This is a genomic window from Vibrio sp. 1288 (assembly GCF_033344475.1).
This window is the reverse complement of record NZ_JAWPOX010000003.1, coordinates 210,286-224,334: the sequence shown is the minus strand read 5'-3', so window position 1 is coordinate 224,334 and position 14,049 is coordinate 210,286. Positions and strand designations below refer to the sequence as shown.

At 45.9% G+C, this 14,049-nt stretch carries 12 protein-coding genes; 7 read left to right on the top strand and 5 right to left on the bottom strand.

Translation table 11 applies throughout. The features are described from left to right. Positions 1 to 98: 98 nt before the first annotated feature. The 3 genes from R8O11_RS03920 (at position 99) to R8O11_RS03910 (ending at position 3,376) form a co-directional block, all read left to right on the top strand. A complete protein-coding gene (locus R8O11_RS03920) occupies positions 99 to 965 on the top strand; it encodes an MBL fold metallo-hydrolase (RefSeq protein ID WP_318193933.1) in 867 nt (288 codons plus the stop codon). Then, the gene (locus tag R8O11_RS03915) at positions 959 to 1,579 is read left to right on the top strand and encodes a DsbA family protein (RefSeq protein WP_017633828.1); all 621 of its coding nucleotides are present in this window, start codon (positions 959 to 961) and stop codon (positions 1,577 to 1,579) included. Before R8O11_RS03920 ends, R8O11_RS03915 begins: the two co-directional genes overlap by 7 nt. A gap of 117 nt (positions 1,580 to 1,696) precedes the next feature. After that, positions 1,697 to 3,376 carry an RluA family pseudouridine synthase gene (locus tag R8O11_RS03910; protein ID WP_064376357.1) on the top strand — a complete coding sequence of 560 codons (1,680 nt, stop codon included), beginning with the start codon at positions 1,697 to 1,699 and terminating at the stop codon, positions 3,374 to 3,376. 98 nt (positions 3,377 to 3,474) lie between these two features. On the opposite strand, the gene R8O11_RS03905 is transcribed toward R8O11_RS03910, so the two are convergent. Beyond that, positions 3,475 to 4,815: an MATE family efflux transporter gene (locus R8O11_RS03905; protein WP_172563677.1), complete on the bottom strand. Its 1,341-nt coding sequence runs from the start codon at positions 4,813 to 4,815 to the stop codon at positions 3,475 to 3,477. Positions 4,816 to 5,321: 506 nt separating this feature from the next. On the opposite strand from R8O11_RS03905, the gene R8O11_RS03900 reads away from it, so the two are divergent. After that, positions 5,322 to 6,470, top strand: coding sequence for a GGDEF domain-containing protein (locus tag R8O11_RS03900; protein ID WP_025768745.1), 1,149 nt, complete (start codon positions 5,322 to 5,324; stop codon positions 6,468 to 6,470). 3 nt (positions 6,471 to 6,473) lie between these two features. Here R8O11_RS03900 and R8O11_RS03895 read toward each other — a convergent pair whose 3' ends face one another. Both R8O11_RS03895 and R8O11_RS03890 read right to left on the bottom strand, forming a co-directional pair. Next, entirely contained in the window at positions 6,474 to 6,755 is a 282-nt protein-coding gene (locus tag R8O11_RS03895; RefSeq protein WP_005374405.1) for a hypothetical protein, read from the bottom strand. Between the two features lie 132 nt (positions 6,756 to 6,887). Next, entirely contained in the window at positions 6,888 to 7,172 is a 285-nt protein-coding gene (locus tag R8O11_RS03890) for a pyrimidine/purine nucleoside phosphorylase (protein ID WP_005383244.1), read from the bottom strand. 328 nt (positions 7,173 to 7,500) lie between these two features. Between R8O11_RS03890 and R8O11_RS03885 the strand changes: the two genes are divergently transcribed. Further along, positions 7,501 to 8,004 (top strand): DUF2850 domain-containing protein, encoded by a 504-nt coding sequence (locus R8O11_RS03885; protein WP_318193932.1) that lies wholly within the window; start codon positions 7,501 to 7,503, stop codon positions 8,002 to 8,004. Positions 8,005 to 8,373: 369 nt separating this feature from the next. Then, complete coding sequence (locus tag R8O11_RS03880) at positions 8,374 to 10,920, top strand: glycosyl hydrolase family 18 protein (RefSeq protein ID WP_318193931.1); 2,547 nt, start codon at positions 8,374 to 8,376, stop codon at positions 10,918 to 10,920. A gap of 168 nt (positions 10,921 to 11,088) precedes the next feature. On the opposite strand, the gene R8O11_RS03875 is transcribed toward R8O11_RS03880, so the two are convergent. Together R8O11_RS03875 and R8O11_RS03870 are read right to left on the bottom strand one after the other, a co-directional pair. Continuing rightward, the gene (locus R8O11_RS03875) at positions 11,089 to 11,946 is read right to left on the bottom strand and encodes an alpha/beta hydrolase (protein WP_017633823.1); all 858 of its coding nucleotides are present in this window, start codon (positions 11,944 to 11,946) and stop codon (positions 11,089 to 11,091) included. Between the two features lie 128 nt (positions 11,947 to 12,074). After that, a complete protein-coding gene (locus tag R8O11_RS03870) occupies positions 12,075 to 12,665 on the bottom strand; it encodes a TetR/AcrR family transcriptional regulator (RefSeq protein ID WP_005374416.1) in 591 nt (196 codons plus the stop codon). Between the two features lie 250 nt (positions 12,666 to 12,915). Here R8O11_RS03870 and R8O11_RS03865 point away from each other — a divergent pair, with 250 nt between their 5' ends. Then, the gene (locus R8O11_RS03865; RefSeq protein ID WP_171344996.1) at positions 12,916 to 13,941 is read left to right on the top strand and encodes an acyltransferase; all 1,026 of its coding nucleotides are present in this window, start codon (positions 12,916 to 12,918) and stop codon (positions 13,939 to 13,941) included. Positions 13,942 to 14,049: the final 108 nt, after the last annotated feature.

The following is a 14,049-nucleotide window of genomic DNA, read 5'->3' as shown; positions in this document are numbered from 1 at the left end:
GCACATTATTGTGTATTTTTCCGAGCGTATCAATTTCCTAATATAGCTCCCGTTCCCAAGCCATCGTCGCTTGGCCCCAAATTCTTTAGGAGCTTATTATGAAAAAATTCACTTTGATTGCTGCATCCGTTTTAATGGCAAGCCCTGTCCTAGCGGCAAACCACTCTCCCCTTACTCTTGAGGTTTACAACGCCGACGGTAACAGCTTCCACGTTAACTCAACCTTGGTATACGGTGAGACTGACGCCATGGTCATCGACACTGGCTTCACCAAAGCTGACGCGATGCGCATTGCCGCTAAAGTGTTGGACTCAGGCAAAACGCTTAAAACCATTTTTATCAGCCAAGCGGACCCAGACTACTACTTTGGCGCAGAGGCCCTACACCAACTGTTCCCTGATGCGCAGATCATCGCAACGCCTGCGGTTCAAAAAATTATTCAAGAGAAATTGGCTGGAAAGCTGGCGTACTGGGGACCAAAGCTGGGCGCAAACGCACCGGTAAAACCAGTGATCCCTGTCGCGTACGATAAAGCATCATTAGAGCTAGAAGGTCATAAGATTGAAATTCGTGGTAACCATGGCACATCAGCACACCGCCCTTACCTATGGATTCCAGATAACAAAGCGATTCTAGGTAACGTAGCCGTGTACTCAAACGTACATTTGTGGATGGCAGATGCCGCTGACCAGACCGCCATCAATGCTTGGGAGCAGCAACTTAGCGAGATGCTTGCGCTTAAACCTCAAGTGGTCATTCCTGGTCACATGAAAGCAGGCACAAAGCTGAACGCAGACACCATTCGCTACTCGCAACAATACTTGCAGGATTTTCAGCAAGCGAAAAAACACAGCAATAACAGCGTTCAACTCATTGACACCATGTCTGCGAAATACCCAGAAGTTCAATTGCCAATCGCGCTAGAAATCGGTGCGAAAGTGCATACTGGTGAAATGTCATGGTAACCGTGCATTACTTCTTCGATCCCATGTGTGGTTGGTGCTACGGGGCATCACCACTCATCGAAGCCTTGATGGACACCTCTCAATTTAAGGTAGAGCTTCATCCCGGCGGTATGATTGAGAAACGCGCGATTGAACCTGAATTTCGTCAGCACATCATCAACAGTGACGCTCGTATTGCAACCGAAACCGGAGCGACGTTTGGTGAAGCATATCTGCAACGCGTGAAAAGCGAAGATGCGTTTGTTCTTGATTCTTATCTACCAACACAAGCGATCTTGAGTGCGGAAAAAATGGGGCTGAATCCATGGCACATGCTAAAGGCCATCCAATCTGCGCATTATCAGCTCGGGTTAAAAGTGAATGAAGCATCGACGCTCAAAGCCATTGCAGAATCGCTAGGTTTAGCAAGTGATGCGTGGGAGCAAAACATGGCGTTAAGCGAAGCCGAACTAGATGAGAGAATTCGCTCTAGCCGACAATTGATGCGACAGTTACACGTTGGTGGTTATCCAACCCTGATTGCAGAAGTAAATGGCGAGTACTTGACCTTGCCGCACTCGGCCTACTACGACAAACCGGCACAGTGGAAGCTTGCATTACAAAAACTGCGATAAGCTCTTCCCCACTCGCTCTTGTTCTTAATCCAAGAGCGAGTGCCAACACCGACATGGCAATCCTGACTCAAACAGGTACAATCCTCGCTCGATTTTTTACTCTCGCGGATACCCACCATGCACTCGCCTGAACATTGTTTTACTCGTTTTACTGCTGATATTTCTGGCTATGAATTGCCAACGCAGTTTACGTTTCCGTTCTACTACACGCCGCATCCTCTTTGCGTTATGGCCGCAAAGCAATTGCAACAGCACTTATTAGCGCAAACCGACTTCGAACACGATTTTGGTTTGGTTAATGAAGAAACGGGGCGAGGCAAAATGTTTGGCGTATTGCTGGTAGAAAACCCTCAAGGCGATCTCGGCTTTTTAAGTGCGTTTTCTGGCAAAATTGCTGACCAAAACTTGATTCCAGGATTTGTCCCTCCTGTGTACGACATGCTGACCGATGAAGGCTTCTTCCGCGCAGAAACGGATGCCATCAACGCCGCCAATGCGGAGTACAAAACCTGTGCCGCGAATCCGGAATTAGCGGATCTTAAAGCGCAAATCCAAGCCGACCGAGCCGCTTATCAGCAAGAGGAGCAAACACAGCGCCAAGTGATGATTGATGGCCGAGCAGCACGCAAGCGACAGCGCCAACAGGGCGAGCAAACGCTCAATGCCGATGACCTCAAAATCTTGTTGGATGAGTTGGGTAAACAAAGTGTCGCCGAGAAAAACGTTCTCAAATACTTAAAGCAAGCGTGGGATGAAAAGCTTGCAATCAAAGAAGCGCGATTGGCCGAGTTAGAGCAGCAACTTGCTCATCTGAAAGAGCAGCGCAAGACACTCTCCAACGCTTTGCAGCACAAACTGCATAAACAATACCGCTTTCTAAACAACCATGGCGAAGCACGCGACTTGGTGGACATTTTTGCGGACACCACAAACCCAGTCCCACCAGCAGGTGCGGGGGAATGTGCTGCGCCAAAACTGCTTCAATACGCGTTTAAACACGAATTCAAACCGCTGGCGCTGGCAGAATTTTGGTGGGGTGTGTCGCCAAAGTCTGAAGTTCGCCAACACAAAAAGTTCTACCCATCGTGTAATAGCAAATGTCAGCCGATTTTGGGCCATATGATGCAAGGACTGGATGTCGAACCTAACCCATTGGCGGAGAATTGGGCAGAAGACAAAGAGCTAGAGATAATCTACCAAGACGACGCTATGGTCGTCGTCAACAAGCCCTCGGGCTTACTTTCAGTGCCAGGTAAAACTATCAAGGACTCTGCTTATACACGCCTACAAGCGATGTTCCCTGATGTGGAAGGGCCGTTTGTGATTCATCGCCTCGACATGGCGACCTCTGGCATTTTGGTGTTTGCCTTAACTAAACGCGCGAACAAAAGCCTGCAAAAACAGTTTATGGCTCGCGGCGTACAAAAACGTTATATGGCACTGCTCGAAGGCGTATTAAACGAGCCTGAAGGGGAAATTTCACTGCCAATGCGTGGTGACCCAGACGACCGCCCACGTCAACTGGTGTGTTTTGAACACGGGAAACATGCAGAAACCTACTGGCAACTGATTGAAGTCAAAGATGGACGCAGCAAGGTATACATGTATCCGAAAACCGGGCGAACTCACCAACTACGTGTACACAGTGCTCATCACATGGGGTTAAACATGCCGATGGTTGGTGATGGTTTATACGGCGAAAAATCGAATCGCTTACACCTGCATGCTGAGATGCTAGAGCTGGATCATCCATACAGCAAAGAGCGTATGGTGTTCCAAGCTGAGTGCGAATTCTAACGTCTTCCCGATTTTAAATAACAAAAAGGCACTGACTATCAGTGCCTTTTTTTGTTTTCTAACAACAGAATAAGCGTGATGCGCGATACCGAAAACCGTTAGCTCACCTTAAACTTGGTCCACACCTGAGAGCGCCAACGTCTTGCCATGATGATACCACGTACCCATTCATCGAGAGCGATTGCCATCCAAGCCCCTAAAACGCCATAACCCAAGTGGATGCCAAAGATGTAAGAGAAAAGCACGCCTAGTCCCCACATACTCAAAATCCCCATTTGCACTGGGAACTTGATGTCACCCGCGCCTTTGAGCCCCGCGATAAAAATCAGGTTAAACACACGTCCGGCCTCGAGCAGAATTGAGCCCATGACTAACGAACCTGCCAATGCGAGTATCTCTGGTTGATCGGTAAATACGCGCAGAATCTCTTCTCTAAACAGGTAAATCAGTGTGGTTGCCGCCGTTGATGCCACAAATCCTAGTAAGAAGTAGATTTGTACGCGTTTTAAAATGCTGCTCACCCAACCTTTACCGATGTAGTAACCAGTCTGAATTTGCGCTGCCTGACCAATTGCCAGCGCGAAAGCAAACGAGAAACGGGCAATGTTTTGCGCATAAGTGAAAGCCGCTAACGATGCCGTCCCCATTTGCACCACAAAATACACAATGCAGATTTGCGCCACATTGTAAGACAGCACTTCACCCGCGTTCATACCGCCGATTTTTAAGATTTTTTTGTAAATCTCTGCCGGTACTTGTTTCATAGTCGACATTGGTAGTTCAATGCTACTGCGAGCGAGAATAAACCATAACATTAACGTACCGATGACTTGGCTGACGACGGTTGCTATTGCTACACCTTGCACACCATACACAGGTAAACCGAATGGCTGGTAAAGCGCAATATAGTTACCAATGATGTTGAACACACCCGAGATCAAGTTCACCACCATTGGAGAGCGCGAATAGCCATGGCTACGCAGAATGGTCGTAAAGACTATGCCTATGGTGACGTTGAACGTCATCGCTCCGCTGATCAGCAAATATTCACGTGCGTATTGCTCGACTTGCGCCTCCAAACCGTAATACGGGAGCAGGAATATCGCACCAAGCACGGCAATCACACTCAATAGCACACCGACGAGCACAGACAACGCAATACTCGCAACACCAACGCTCACTGACTCTTGCTCGCGTCCAGCGCCATTGTATTGGGCAATCAAAATCCCCGTACCGCTACTGACAAACGTCGAAACGATGATTAAAAAGAAGGTAATCTGCGTGATCACACCAACAGCGGATACGGCTTTGTCTGAGTAGCCACTCAGCATGAACACGTCACTGGTTCCTAAAGCCGTCCGTAGCAAAATTTCGACAAGAATTGGCCAAGCTAATGCCACGATGGACATTCGTTGGTTGATGTTTTGGCTTTTAGGCATGCTTGTAACCTTTCCTACAACTAAAAACTGCCTCACAATTTTGTGAAGCAGTTTAAAAATAGTGACTCGAACGAAGCTCGATATGAGGTTGTGATTTAGCGCGGATTCTAGTCGCATATTGGTCATAACGACAACAATATTTCGCCCTGTTTCGGAAAAATATTTCTAATGCATTTTCGAAACGACATATGCCTTGACGATACGTAGAGCAGAGATTGGTGAACAATACTCTCAATCAACGAGCACCGAACAGAATCAGGATAATCAATAGAAATGTGTCTAACTAGATACATTACTTTGAATTATCAGTCGAACCATATAGAGCCATGAAGAACCGTCATGAAAACCTGCATGCGCCACCATTCCTCTTTGAACACTCGCACCAAATCACACTGATGGCTTTGCACTAAAAATGACTGATATCACATTTGGAAACTTTGTTGTTCTATTTATCGCGAAAATACCGCCTAGAATAAGCGTACACGTTAATTAAGCAAGGATACGTAATGTCGACATTGGCTGGGGCGCGCTTAGAAGAAATGGCGGACATCCGCTCAACAAGAAAAAAGAAAATTGTCTTTTTATGCTCCAGTATCGCCGCTGCCTGTTTAACTTATGGTTCCATTGCTCAATCACTTGAGAATAACTGGGGTTTAAGCTTTTTCCATGCTTTATGTGCCCTGGCATGCTTAGCAATCAGTTATGTAATAAAAGTCCAGCGGCACCATCAATACGCCGACTTATGGCTAAGTGCTGTCTTAATGTTCGAAGGGTTATTGTTACTTCTGTATAACGACGCTCCGTCAGGCAAAATGTTATGGCTATATCCTATTGTCGCCACTCTGGTATTAATTAATGAGTTTAAGGTCGGTCTGCTGTTCAGTGGCACCTACATTTTACTGATCTTTTTTGGGGTCGCTTTTTTAGATCGACTGCCAACAGCCACAGAAATCATAGAGCGGAGATTGATGCTGACCCTGATAGCGACCGCGTTTGTGTGTCACACGTTCTCGTATTACTACACGAAAGTCCTCAATTACATTCAAACACTGTATCGTGAGGGGATTGAGGAGTTAGCATATTTTGACCAGCTCACTGGGCTTGCCAATCGCTGGAGCTTTGAAACTTGGGCGCGCGCAAAGCTCGATGAAATCAAGCACTCATCTGATGACAGCATCACCGCATTGGTTTTTCTCGATATCGATAACTTCAAGCACATCAACGACACCTACGGGCACGATATTGGTGACCAAGTACTTCAAGCCTTCGCCACTCGATTAAAAAATAACATTCGCAACAAAGACAGAAAAACAGATAAACACGACTACTCCATCGCTCGATTTGCGGGTGACGAGTTTGTAATCATGCTTTACGATGTAAAAAGTAAAGATGACCTCGACAGCATCCTAAAACGGATCGTGAATCTGTTTCCGACAGGTTACCGAAGCTACGATATGATTAACGAGTTAACAATGAGTGTAGGTGCTGCTATCTATAAGCAAGATGCAAAGGATTTGTCTGAATTGACTCGATGTGCAGATAAAGCAATGTACGCAGCTAAACATACTGGTAAAAACCAGTACGCCTTTTATGAGCACTGCAATACGGAAGAACAGTCAACATCTGATGCACCAGCTGTACCAGAAGCTTGCTAATGACTAAGCGAACACATGCATCACCCAAAGCCCCACAACGAGGAATACGATTAACCACACTACTTGCAACGTTCTGTTCGGCTTGTCTTGCTGACGAGTGGGGTGATCTTTAAACGCACGGCCCTTCATTTTGCCCATTAAGCTCTTTCCTAGAGCACGTCGATAAAATTCACGTCTCTTGTGAGCGGCATTGGCAACTTCGGTAAAGCGCTGTCTTTGCTCATTGGTGAGATCTTTGTCCTCGTAACGAGGAGGGAGATCAGAATGCTTGCGTTGTACTGCCATCACTTCCTCCCTGGTCGATGGGTACATTTTTATTAAGTATATACCCAAATAACCAAAAAGATGCGTTATAAGTGAAGCACATAGACGAAAAAACCACCCGAAGGTGGTTTTATGACGAGCAACAAATGAACGCTAGAAGTACTCACATAAATACGCAGTCGCTTCTTTCACTTGAAGCTCAAATGAAGAATTACCTTCCACTTCAAAAAACTCACCACTTTGATAAGTCGTCCAATCGCTCTCGCCAACACGCTTGACCACAAGCGCACCTTTTACAACCGTCATACGCTCTGGTGCTTGAGTACCAAACGTGTACTCACCAGGAAGCATCACACCAACGCTAACATCCTGATCTTTCTGGTTAAAGCCTAGTGATTTTACACTACCAGCAAAATAGCTATTTTCCTTAATATTCATTATTGGTTTCCTTATCAAAAGTCCGCTCTTTTTTACCTTGTTTCTTTCCGTTACTCAAGCTTTGAAAGCCATTAAACTCAACGTAATAACGCACATCCTTTGCTACTGAGCGAGAACCTTTTTTCGCGAGGATTAATCAGGCGACCTAAACCGAGCAAGAAAACCTGCGAAGTAATGAATGTGAGCAAACAACAAAACCATCAATAAGATGTGTATCTGAATGTAAAAGTGGACATTAGATCATAGTTTCGTCGTCTCAATGGCGGGATTGTTTGTTTTTAAAAAGGAAGGTTTCCACCATGTTAAAAAAGTGGAGAAAATTAGATCTATGACGGACTCGACTCGCCGAAGGCGAAAAGCACGACAAGAACCAAAACTTTCATTTTTGGCTCGCCACCAATCCAAAATCCTCAAGAGTACATTTGTCTGCTTCGGGATGGGTCTGTTGACGTTTTTTGGCTATCAAATCCACCTCTCCTATCAAGACCACATTGATCCGGAAAAGGTGTACGGCGAATGGATTGAGATTGGCGCGCCACCCTACCAAACAGAACATCTCGTTTTCACTGAAGATGGGGTATACCGAAATCATCGACTTATTACGACGGAATTTGAATTCGATGGCAAGGTCATCACGTTGAATACCGGATTAGGAAAGACCGCGTATCAGATCTCAGGCTCTCATCTTTCACCTCAAATACGCCGTATTGAGCCTCTTATTCCAGATCAGCGATTCATTCGTAAAGGATTTGAGCATACCGTTCAGGGCTCAGAAACCGGCGCAGCCTCTAAACGTCGTGCCGCGTTGAGTGAACACTTCAGCCGTGACTAGTACGTCTTCACGGCTATTTTTCCTTTCAATTCTCTTTCTATATCAATGAAACAAAACCTTAATAAACAACAGAATAAGGCCTTCATCGCATTTAACTAACTCGTTACTGAGTAAACAATAATTTTAGTTTCTGCTGAGATTTTATAAATTATTGACTCAGTCTGACACTTTCTGTGTAACAGAGTGCGAGCTTTAGTTAAGTTCTCTCAAGTGCCTCGAAAACCGTCTTAATTTTTTTTGACGAAAAAAAACTCTCTGAAATGCTGAGTGTGATGCTTTTGCACGTGGAGTAAATCCAATCATCTTATCTGGTGCAAGAGCAGCCTATGTTCTAGGTAGAACATGAATCCAAGGATTGAGAGAGAAGTTATGATTCGATTTAACCTATGTGCAGCTGGAGTTGCTTTAGCGCTATCAGGCGCTGCAGTTGCGGCTCCAACCGCACCAAGTATCGATATGTACGGTTCCAACAACCTTCAGTTTTCTAAAATTGAACTCGCGATGGAAACCACGTCAGGCTACTACGACATGGTGAAATACCATGAGCAAGCGAAGATCACTGTTAAATTTAACCAGTGGAGTGGCACACCTGGTGACACTTACAACGTCTATTTTGATGGTGTAAAAGTAGCAAGCGGCCCTATCACTGGTAGCCAAACGACAGCTTCGTTTGAATACGGCCAAGGTGGCTTATACCAAATGGAAATCGAAGCATGTGATGCGACAGGTTGTGCGAAAAGCGCACCAGCTGAAATCACAATTGCAGATACCGATGGTTCTCACCTGAAGCCACTAACGATGAATGTTGATCCAAACAACAAAACCTACAATACCGATCCAAGCGTCGTGATGGGTACGTATTTTGTTGAATGGGGCATCTATGGCCGTGACTACACCGTCGATAATATGCCGGTCGACAACTTGACTCACATCCTTTACGGTTTTATCCCAATTTGTGGCCCAAATGAGTCTGTGAAGTCTGTTGGCGGCAACAGTTTCAACGCGCTACAAACTGCTTGTACAGGTGTGCCTGATTATGAAGTCGTTATCCATGACCCTTGGGCTGCTTATCAGAAGAGCTTCCCACAAGCTGGTCATGAATACAGCACGCCTATCAAGGGTAACTACGCAATGCTAATGGCATTGAAACAACGTAACCCTGATCTAAAAATCATCCCATCGATCGGTGGTTGGACACTGTCTGACCCATTCTTCGATTTCGTGGACAAGAAAAACCGTGACACATTCGTCGCATCAGTTAAGAAGTTCCTGAAAACTTGGAAATTCTACGACGGTGTTGATATCGACTGGGAATTCCCTGGCGGCGGCGGTGCAGCAGCCGATAAGGGCGACCCTGTAAACGATGGCCCAGCATACATCGCACTGATGCGTGAACTGCGCGTAATGCTTGATGAATTAGAAGCTGAGACAGACCGTACTTACGAGCTAACGTCCGCTATCGGTGTCGGTTACGACAAGATTGAAGACGTAGACTACGCAGATGCAGTTCAGTACATGGATTACATCTTCGCAATGACTTACGACTTCTACGGCGGTTGGAATAACGTTCCTGGTCACCAGACTGCGCTTTACTGTGGTTCATTCATGCGTCCTGGTCAGTGTGACGGTAGTGGCGTTGATGAGAACGGCGAACCGTACAAAGGTCCTGCTTACACAGCAGATAACGGCATCCAACTTCTTCTTGCTCAAGGCGTTCCTGCGAACAAGCTAGTACTTGGTACAGCAATGTACGGTCGTGGCTGGGAAGGCGTAACTCCAGATACGCTAACCGATCCAAACGACCCAATGACAGGTACTGCTACAGGTAAACTGAAGGGCAGCACAGCACAAGGTGTTTGGGAAGATGGCGTAATTGACTACAAAGGCATTAAGTCATTCATGTTAGGTGCAAACAACACTGGCATTAACGGCTTCGAGTACGGCTACGATGCACAAGCAGAAGCACCATGGGTATGGAACCGTACTACGGGCGAGTTGATCACATTTGATGACCACCGTTCAGTGCTAGCAAAAGGTAGCTACGCGAAGTCTCTTGGTCTTGCTGGTCTATTCTCTTGGGAAATTGACGCGGATAACGGCGACATTTTAAACGCGATGCACGAAGGTATGGCTGGTGGTGTAGTACCTCAACCAAACCGTAAACCAACCGCAGCCGCTGGCGCAGATCAATCGGTAACAGGTCCTGCAAATGTGGTTCTAGATGGCAGCCTGTCAAAAGACTCTGACGGCACCATCGCAAGCTACGCTTGGGAACAAGTATCTGGCACAGCAGTGGTACTAACAGGTGCAAACACAGCGAAAGCAAGCTTTGATGCAGCAGAAGTTATTGTTGAAGAGCAATTAACTTTCAAGCTGACGGTGTCTGATAACGAAGGTGCAACGGCATCTGACCTCGTTGTAGTAACAGTGAAACCAGCAGGTGTTGTTGACCCAGTGAACAGCGCACCAATAGCGCAAGTTGTTGCTCCAGCAACAGCAAACGCTGGTGACGTTGTGGTTGTAGATGCATCTGCGTCTAGCGATGCAGACAACGATACCCTGACATTCAACTGGACTCTACCTCAAGGTCTGAATGCAACGGTTGAAGGCTCCAAAGTCACGTTCACTGCTGCGGAATACCCGCAAGACACAAGCTTAAGCTTCACTGTAAGTGTGAGCGACGGTAAAGCGTCTTCATCGGCAAGCGCGACAGTGGTTGTTGCAGAGCACACAACCGATCCGAACCCTGGTACTTGTGACAACGCATGGGATGCGAGCGCAGTGTACACAGGTGGTAACCAAGTGACTCACGCAGGTAAAACGTGGGAAGCGAAATGGTGGACTCAGGGTGACGATCCTAGCCAATCTGGCGAATGGGGCGTTTGGAAAGAAGTTGGCGTAGCTAACTGTAACTAATTTCAGCCTTGCAGACGTTCTGCTAAATAAACAAAGGACAGCTTCGGCTGTCCTTTTTGGATTTAACCTCTTAACGAGGAGAGCAACACCAGAGACGAAAAAATCTGAGGTGTTACTTTCAAACCGAATTAGCGCAAAACGGAGCGAATCAATCAGTAAAAGTAAGGGTTACCAAGCACTATCGAGCAAACGGTCAAAACTACTGAAGACTTGCTCACACTTCATCACTCGACCATGCCCCTGACCTTGTGTTGTCACTAACTCAACGTTTTTAATCTCTTCAGCCGCTTTTGCCGAGACACTGTATTTGGTGAACTTGTCTTGCTCATCATGAATAATAATGGTGTGAGACGGACGCTCAGACAAACGCTTCATCGGATCAATGGACTGTAACGGATAACCAAATTGGTCTTCAACTTCTGAAACCACAGCATTAAAAAGCTTCATCGAGTAACCGGAACGTGCAATGCTACCGAATAAGTTCTCTACGTAATTTAATACCGGAGCAATAAGCAGCAAAGGCTTGTTTTCTAACTTACTGTGCCTACACTCAAGAGCAGAAGCGGTGCCCATGCTGTGCCCAACTAGGCCAACAATATCCTCGACCGTATCCAACACATCTTCTAATCCTCTGACAAACCCCGGAATGTGCCCATACTGCCCCTCACTCTCACCATGTGCCGGATGATCGTACGCCAAAGCAGTAAACCCTTTCGACGCAATATGTTCCATCAGTGGATAAAACTGACTTGCCGTTCCAGACCAACCATGAGTTAGCACCCAAATAGGTCCAGATCCCAAAGTATAGGTTTTGATGATGCCTGCATGCCCTTTAATTTCACCTTTGATAAGCCCTTGAGGTTCAATATTTTTAGGTTGCGTACGAGCAGGTGTCAGAAGAAGCTTGCGCGCGGTCTTCTTTGCATGTGACGGGGCCAGTGTATGGTGTAACCGAGTACTAATGTTCACCAAACTGCGCTTAATACTGAAACGTTGCGATGTATTAAAGTAAATTTTTTCACTCATAATCATGTCCTTAACTATCAGCTTTGCACAAAATAGAACGGTCGTGCTTTTTACGCTGATAAGAAAGAGCGAACTCAGCCGCTCTTTGTGATTTTATGTCTACGAATCTGGGAAGCGAATAACCGATATTAGCCTTTCCAGCGAGAAAATAAGTTGTCGATCCCTTGCCAAAACAGACGCAAGCTTTCTTGCTCACCTTTAATTGAGTAAAAAACATGCGCACTCAAATAGAGACCGTACAAATCAAACGTTGCTTGGCGTGTATCTAAGTCTGCTGCAAATTCTTGCTTCTCTTTGCCTTTCGCTATTTGGATCTCCAAATAACTCAGCCAAGTGTCTATGGATTTACGCAGTCCGGCCTGAAGCGGGCAATCTTTATCTGCCGTATCATTCCAAGCGTCAAGAAACATACAACTTCCTTGGAATGCGTGATTCCAAGTCATCCAAGAGTCGAGCAACCCTCGAATTTTACGCTCGATATTGCCATCCCCGAGTTCTCGAGCAGGCTCAATAACCCGATCAGCGAACACTTTATTGGCGTGATCAAGCACCGATAGCTGTAAATTCAACTTCGAATTAAAGTGGGCAAACAGACCACTTTTCGACATACCGCATTGCTTGGCTAACTCTCCAATCGTAAGACTTTCTAATCCGTCTTCGCTGGCGATCTCAAAAGCCCGCTGCAGAATAAACTCTTTTGTCACTTTTCCTTTTTGCATAATCTTATTTTTAGCACGATCGTTCTTTTTTGCAATCTCGAGTTAACTGGTCTAACCATTATTCAGTGCTATTTTCGACTCACGAATCAGGTATTGATTGCGTTAATAGGTTAATAATTAAGAAGTTTGAAGTAAGTCTTAATTTTCGAAACAGCTTCAATGTAAGCGCAAGTCTGTTGACTTTTTCACGTATTACTTCAGTAACAACCTGCTATTTTCACCTAAGTTTTTTATTTAGGTAAACAATGTAATGGCAAAGAAACAAAAAATAGCCAGCTTAGAGTTTGCACGTATCATTGCGATGCTTGCGATTGTGGGTTTGCATTGCCAGATGGCACTGACGTACTGGCAGTGGAATGGGATACCATGGGTTGGCTATATGCTCAACCAACTGGCTCGTTTTGCTGTTCCGCTGTTCTTTCTCATCTCGGGTTATCTAATCCAGCCGAAGTTGAGTCACTCACCTATCGATACTCTTAAGAACTACGCCAAACCGTTAATGAAGGTTTGGCTCATTTGGAGCATGATCAGTTTACTGATGCCATTCCAATGGCAGACGGTCGCTGAGGCAGGGTATCTCGCCGAAAGGCAAGGTTATTGGGGGTACTTAATGTCAACCCCGATCAATTCACTCATCGAAGGCGGACTCGTTCATCTGTGGTTTATTCCGGCTCTGGTCATTGCCGTAGCGTTAATTGCCTTTCTCGTGCATATCAATATGGTGCAACTGATACTGCCAACCGCAGTATTGCTATACATATACGGGGTCTTTGCTGGCAGTTACGCGACCATTACCGACCTGCCAGCGCCTTTCTTTACTCGTAACGGGCCTTTTTTCAGCACGTTGCTAGTTGCTCTAGGTTATTCCGCACGAGAAGCGCAGTGGCGGTGGTCGCGAAACAATACGGTTCGATGCATTATTCTTGGCATGGCACTGCATTTTGGTGAAGCTTACTGGCTGATGCAACATGACATCGCTTTCAACTCGCACGACTTCCTATTCGGTACCGTTATCTGGGCTGTAGGTGTCTTTATGTGGCTTTTGGCTCACCCTCATTTTGGCGACATGCCCTGGGTCTTCAAACTATCTCCTAGCGTGTTAGGGATATATGTTAGCCATCTGCTTATCATAATTGTCATGATGAATGTCGCTGGATTTATCGGGCTGCAACACCTCGCGAAAGATGTGTTTATTTATCCTGCAACGATTGTTGCAACCATACTGCTTGTGAAAGCAATTGACACTTCACCGTTGAAAAAATGGCTCCTACGCTAAATGCATTCAGCTCTAGATATAGCTAGCTTTAACTCAAAAGGGTTAGAGCTAGCCAGTTAAAAATGAGATTTCTCTCTCACTGACCAATTTTTGACTTTCTAATCCTTC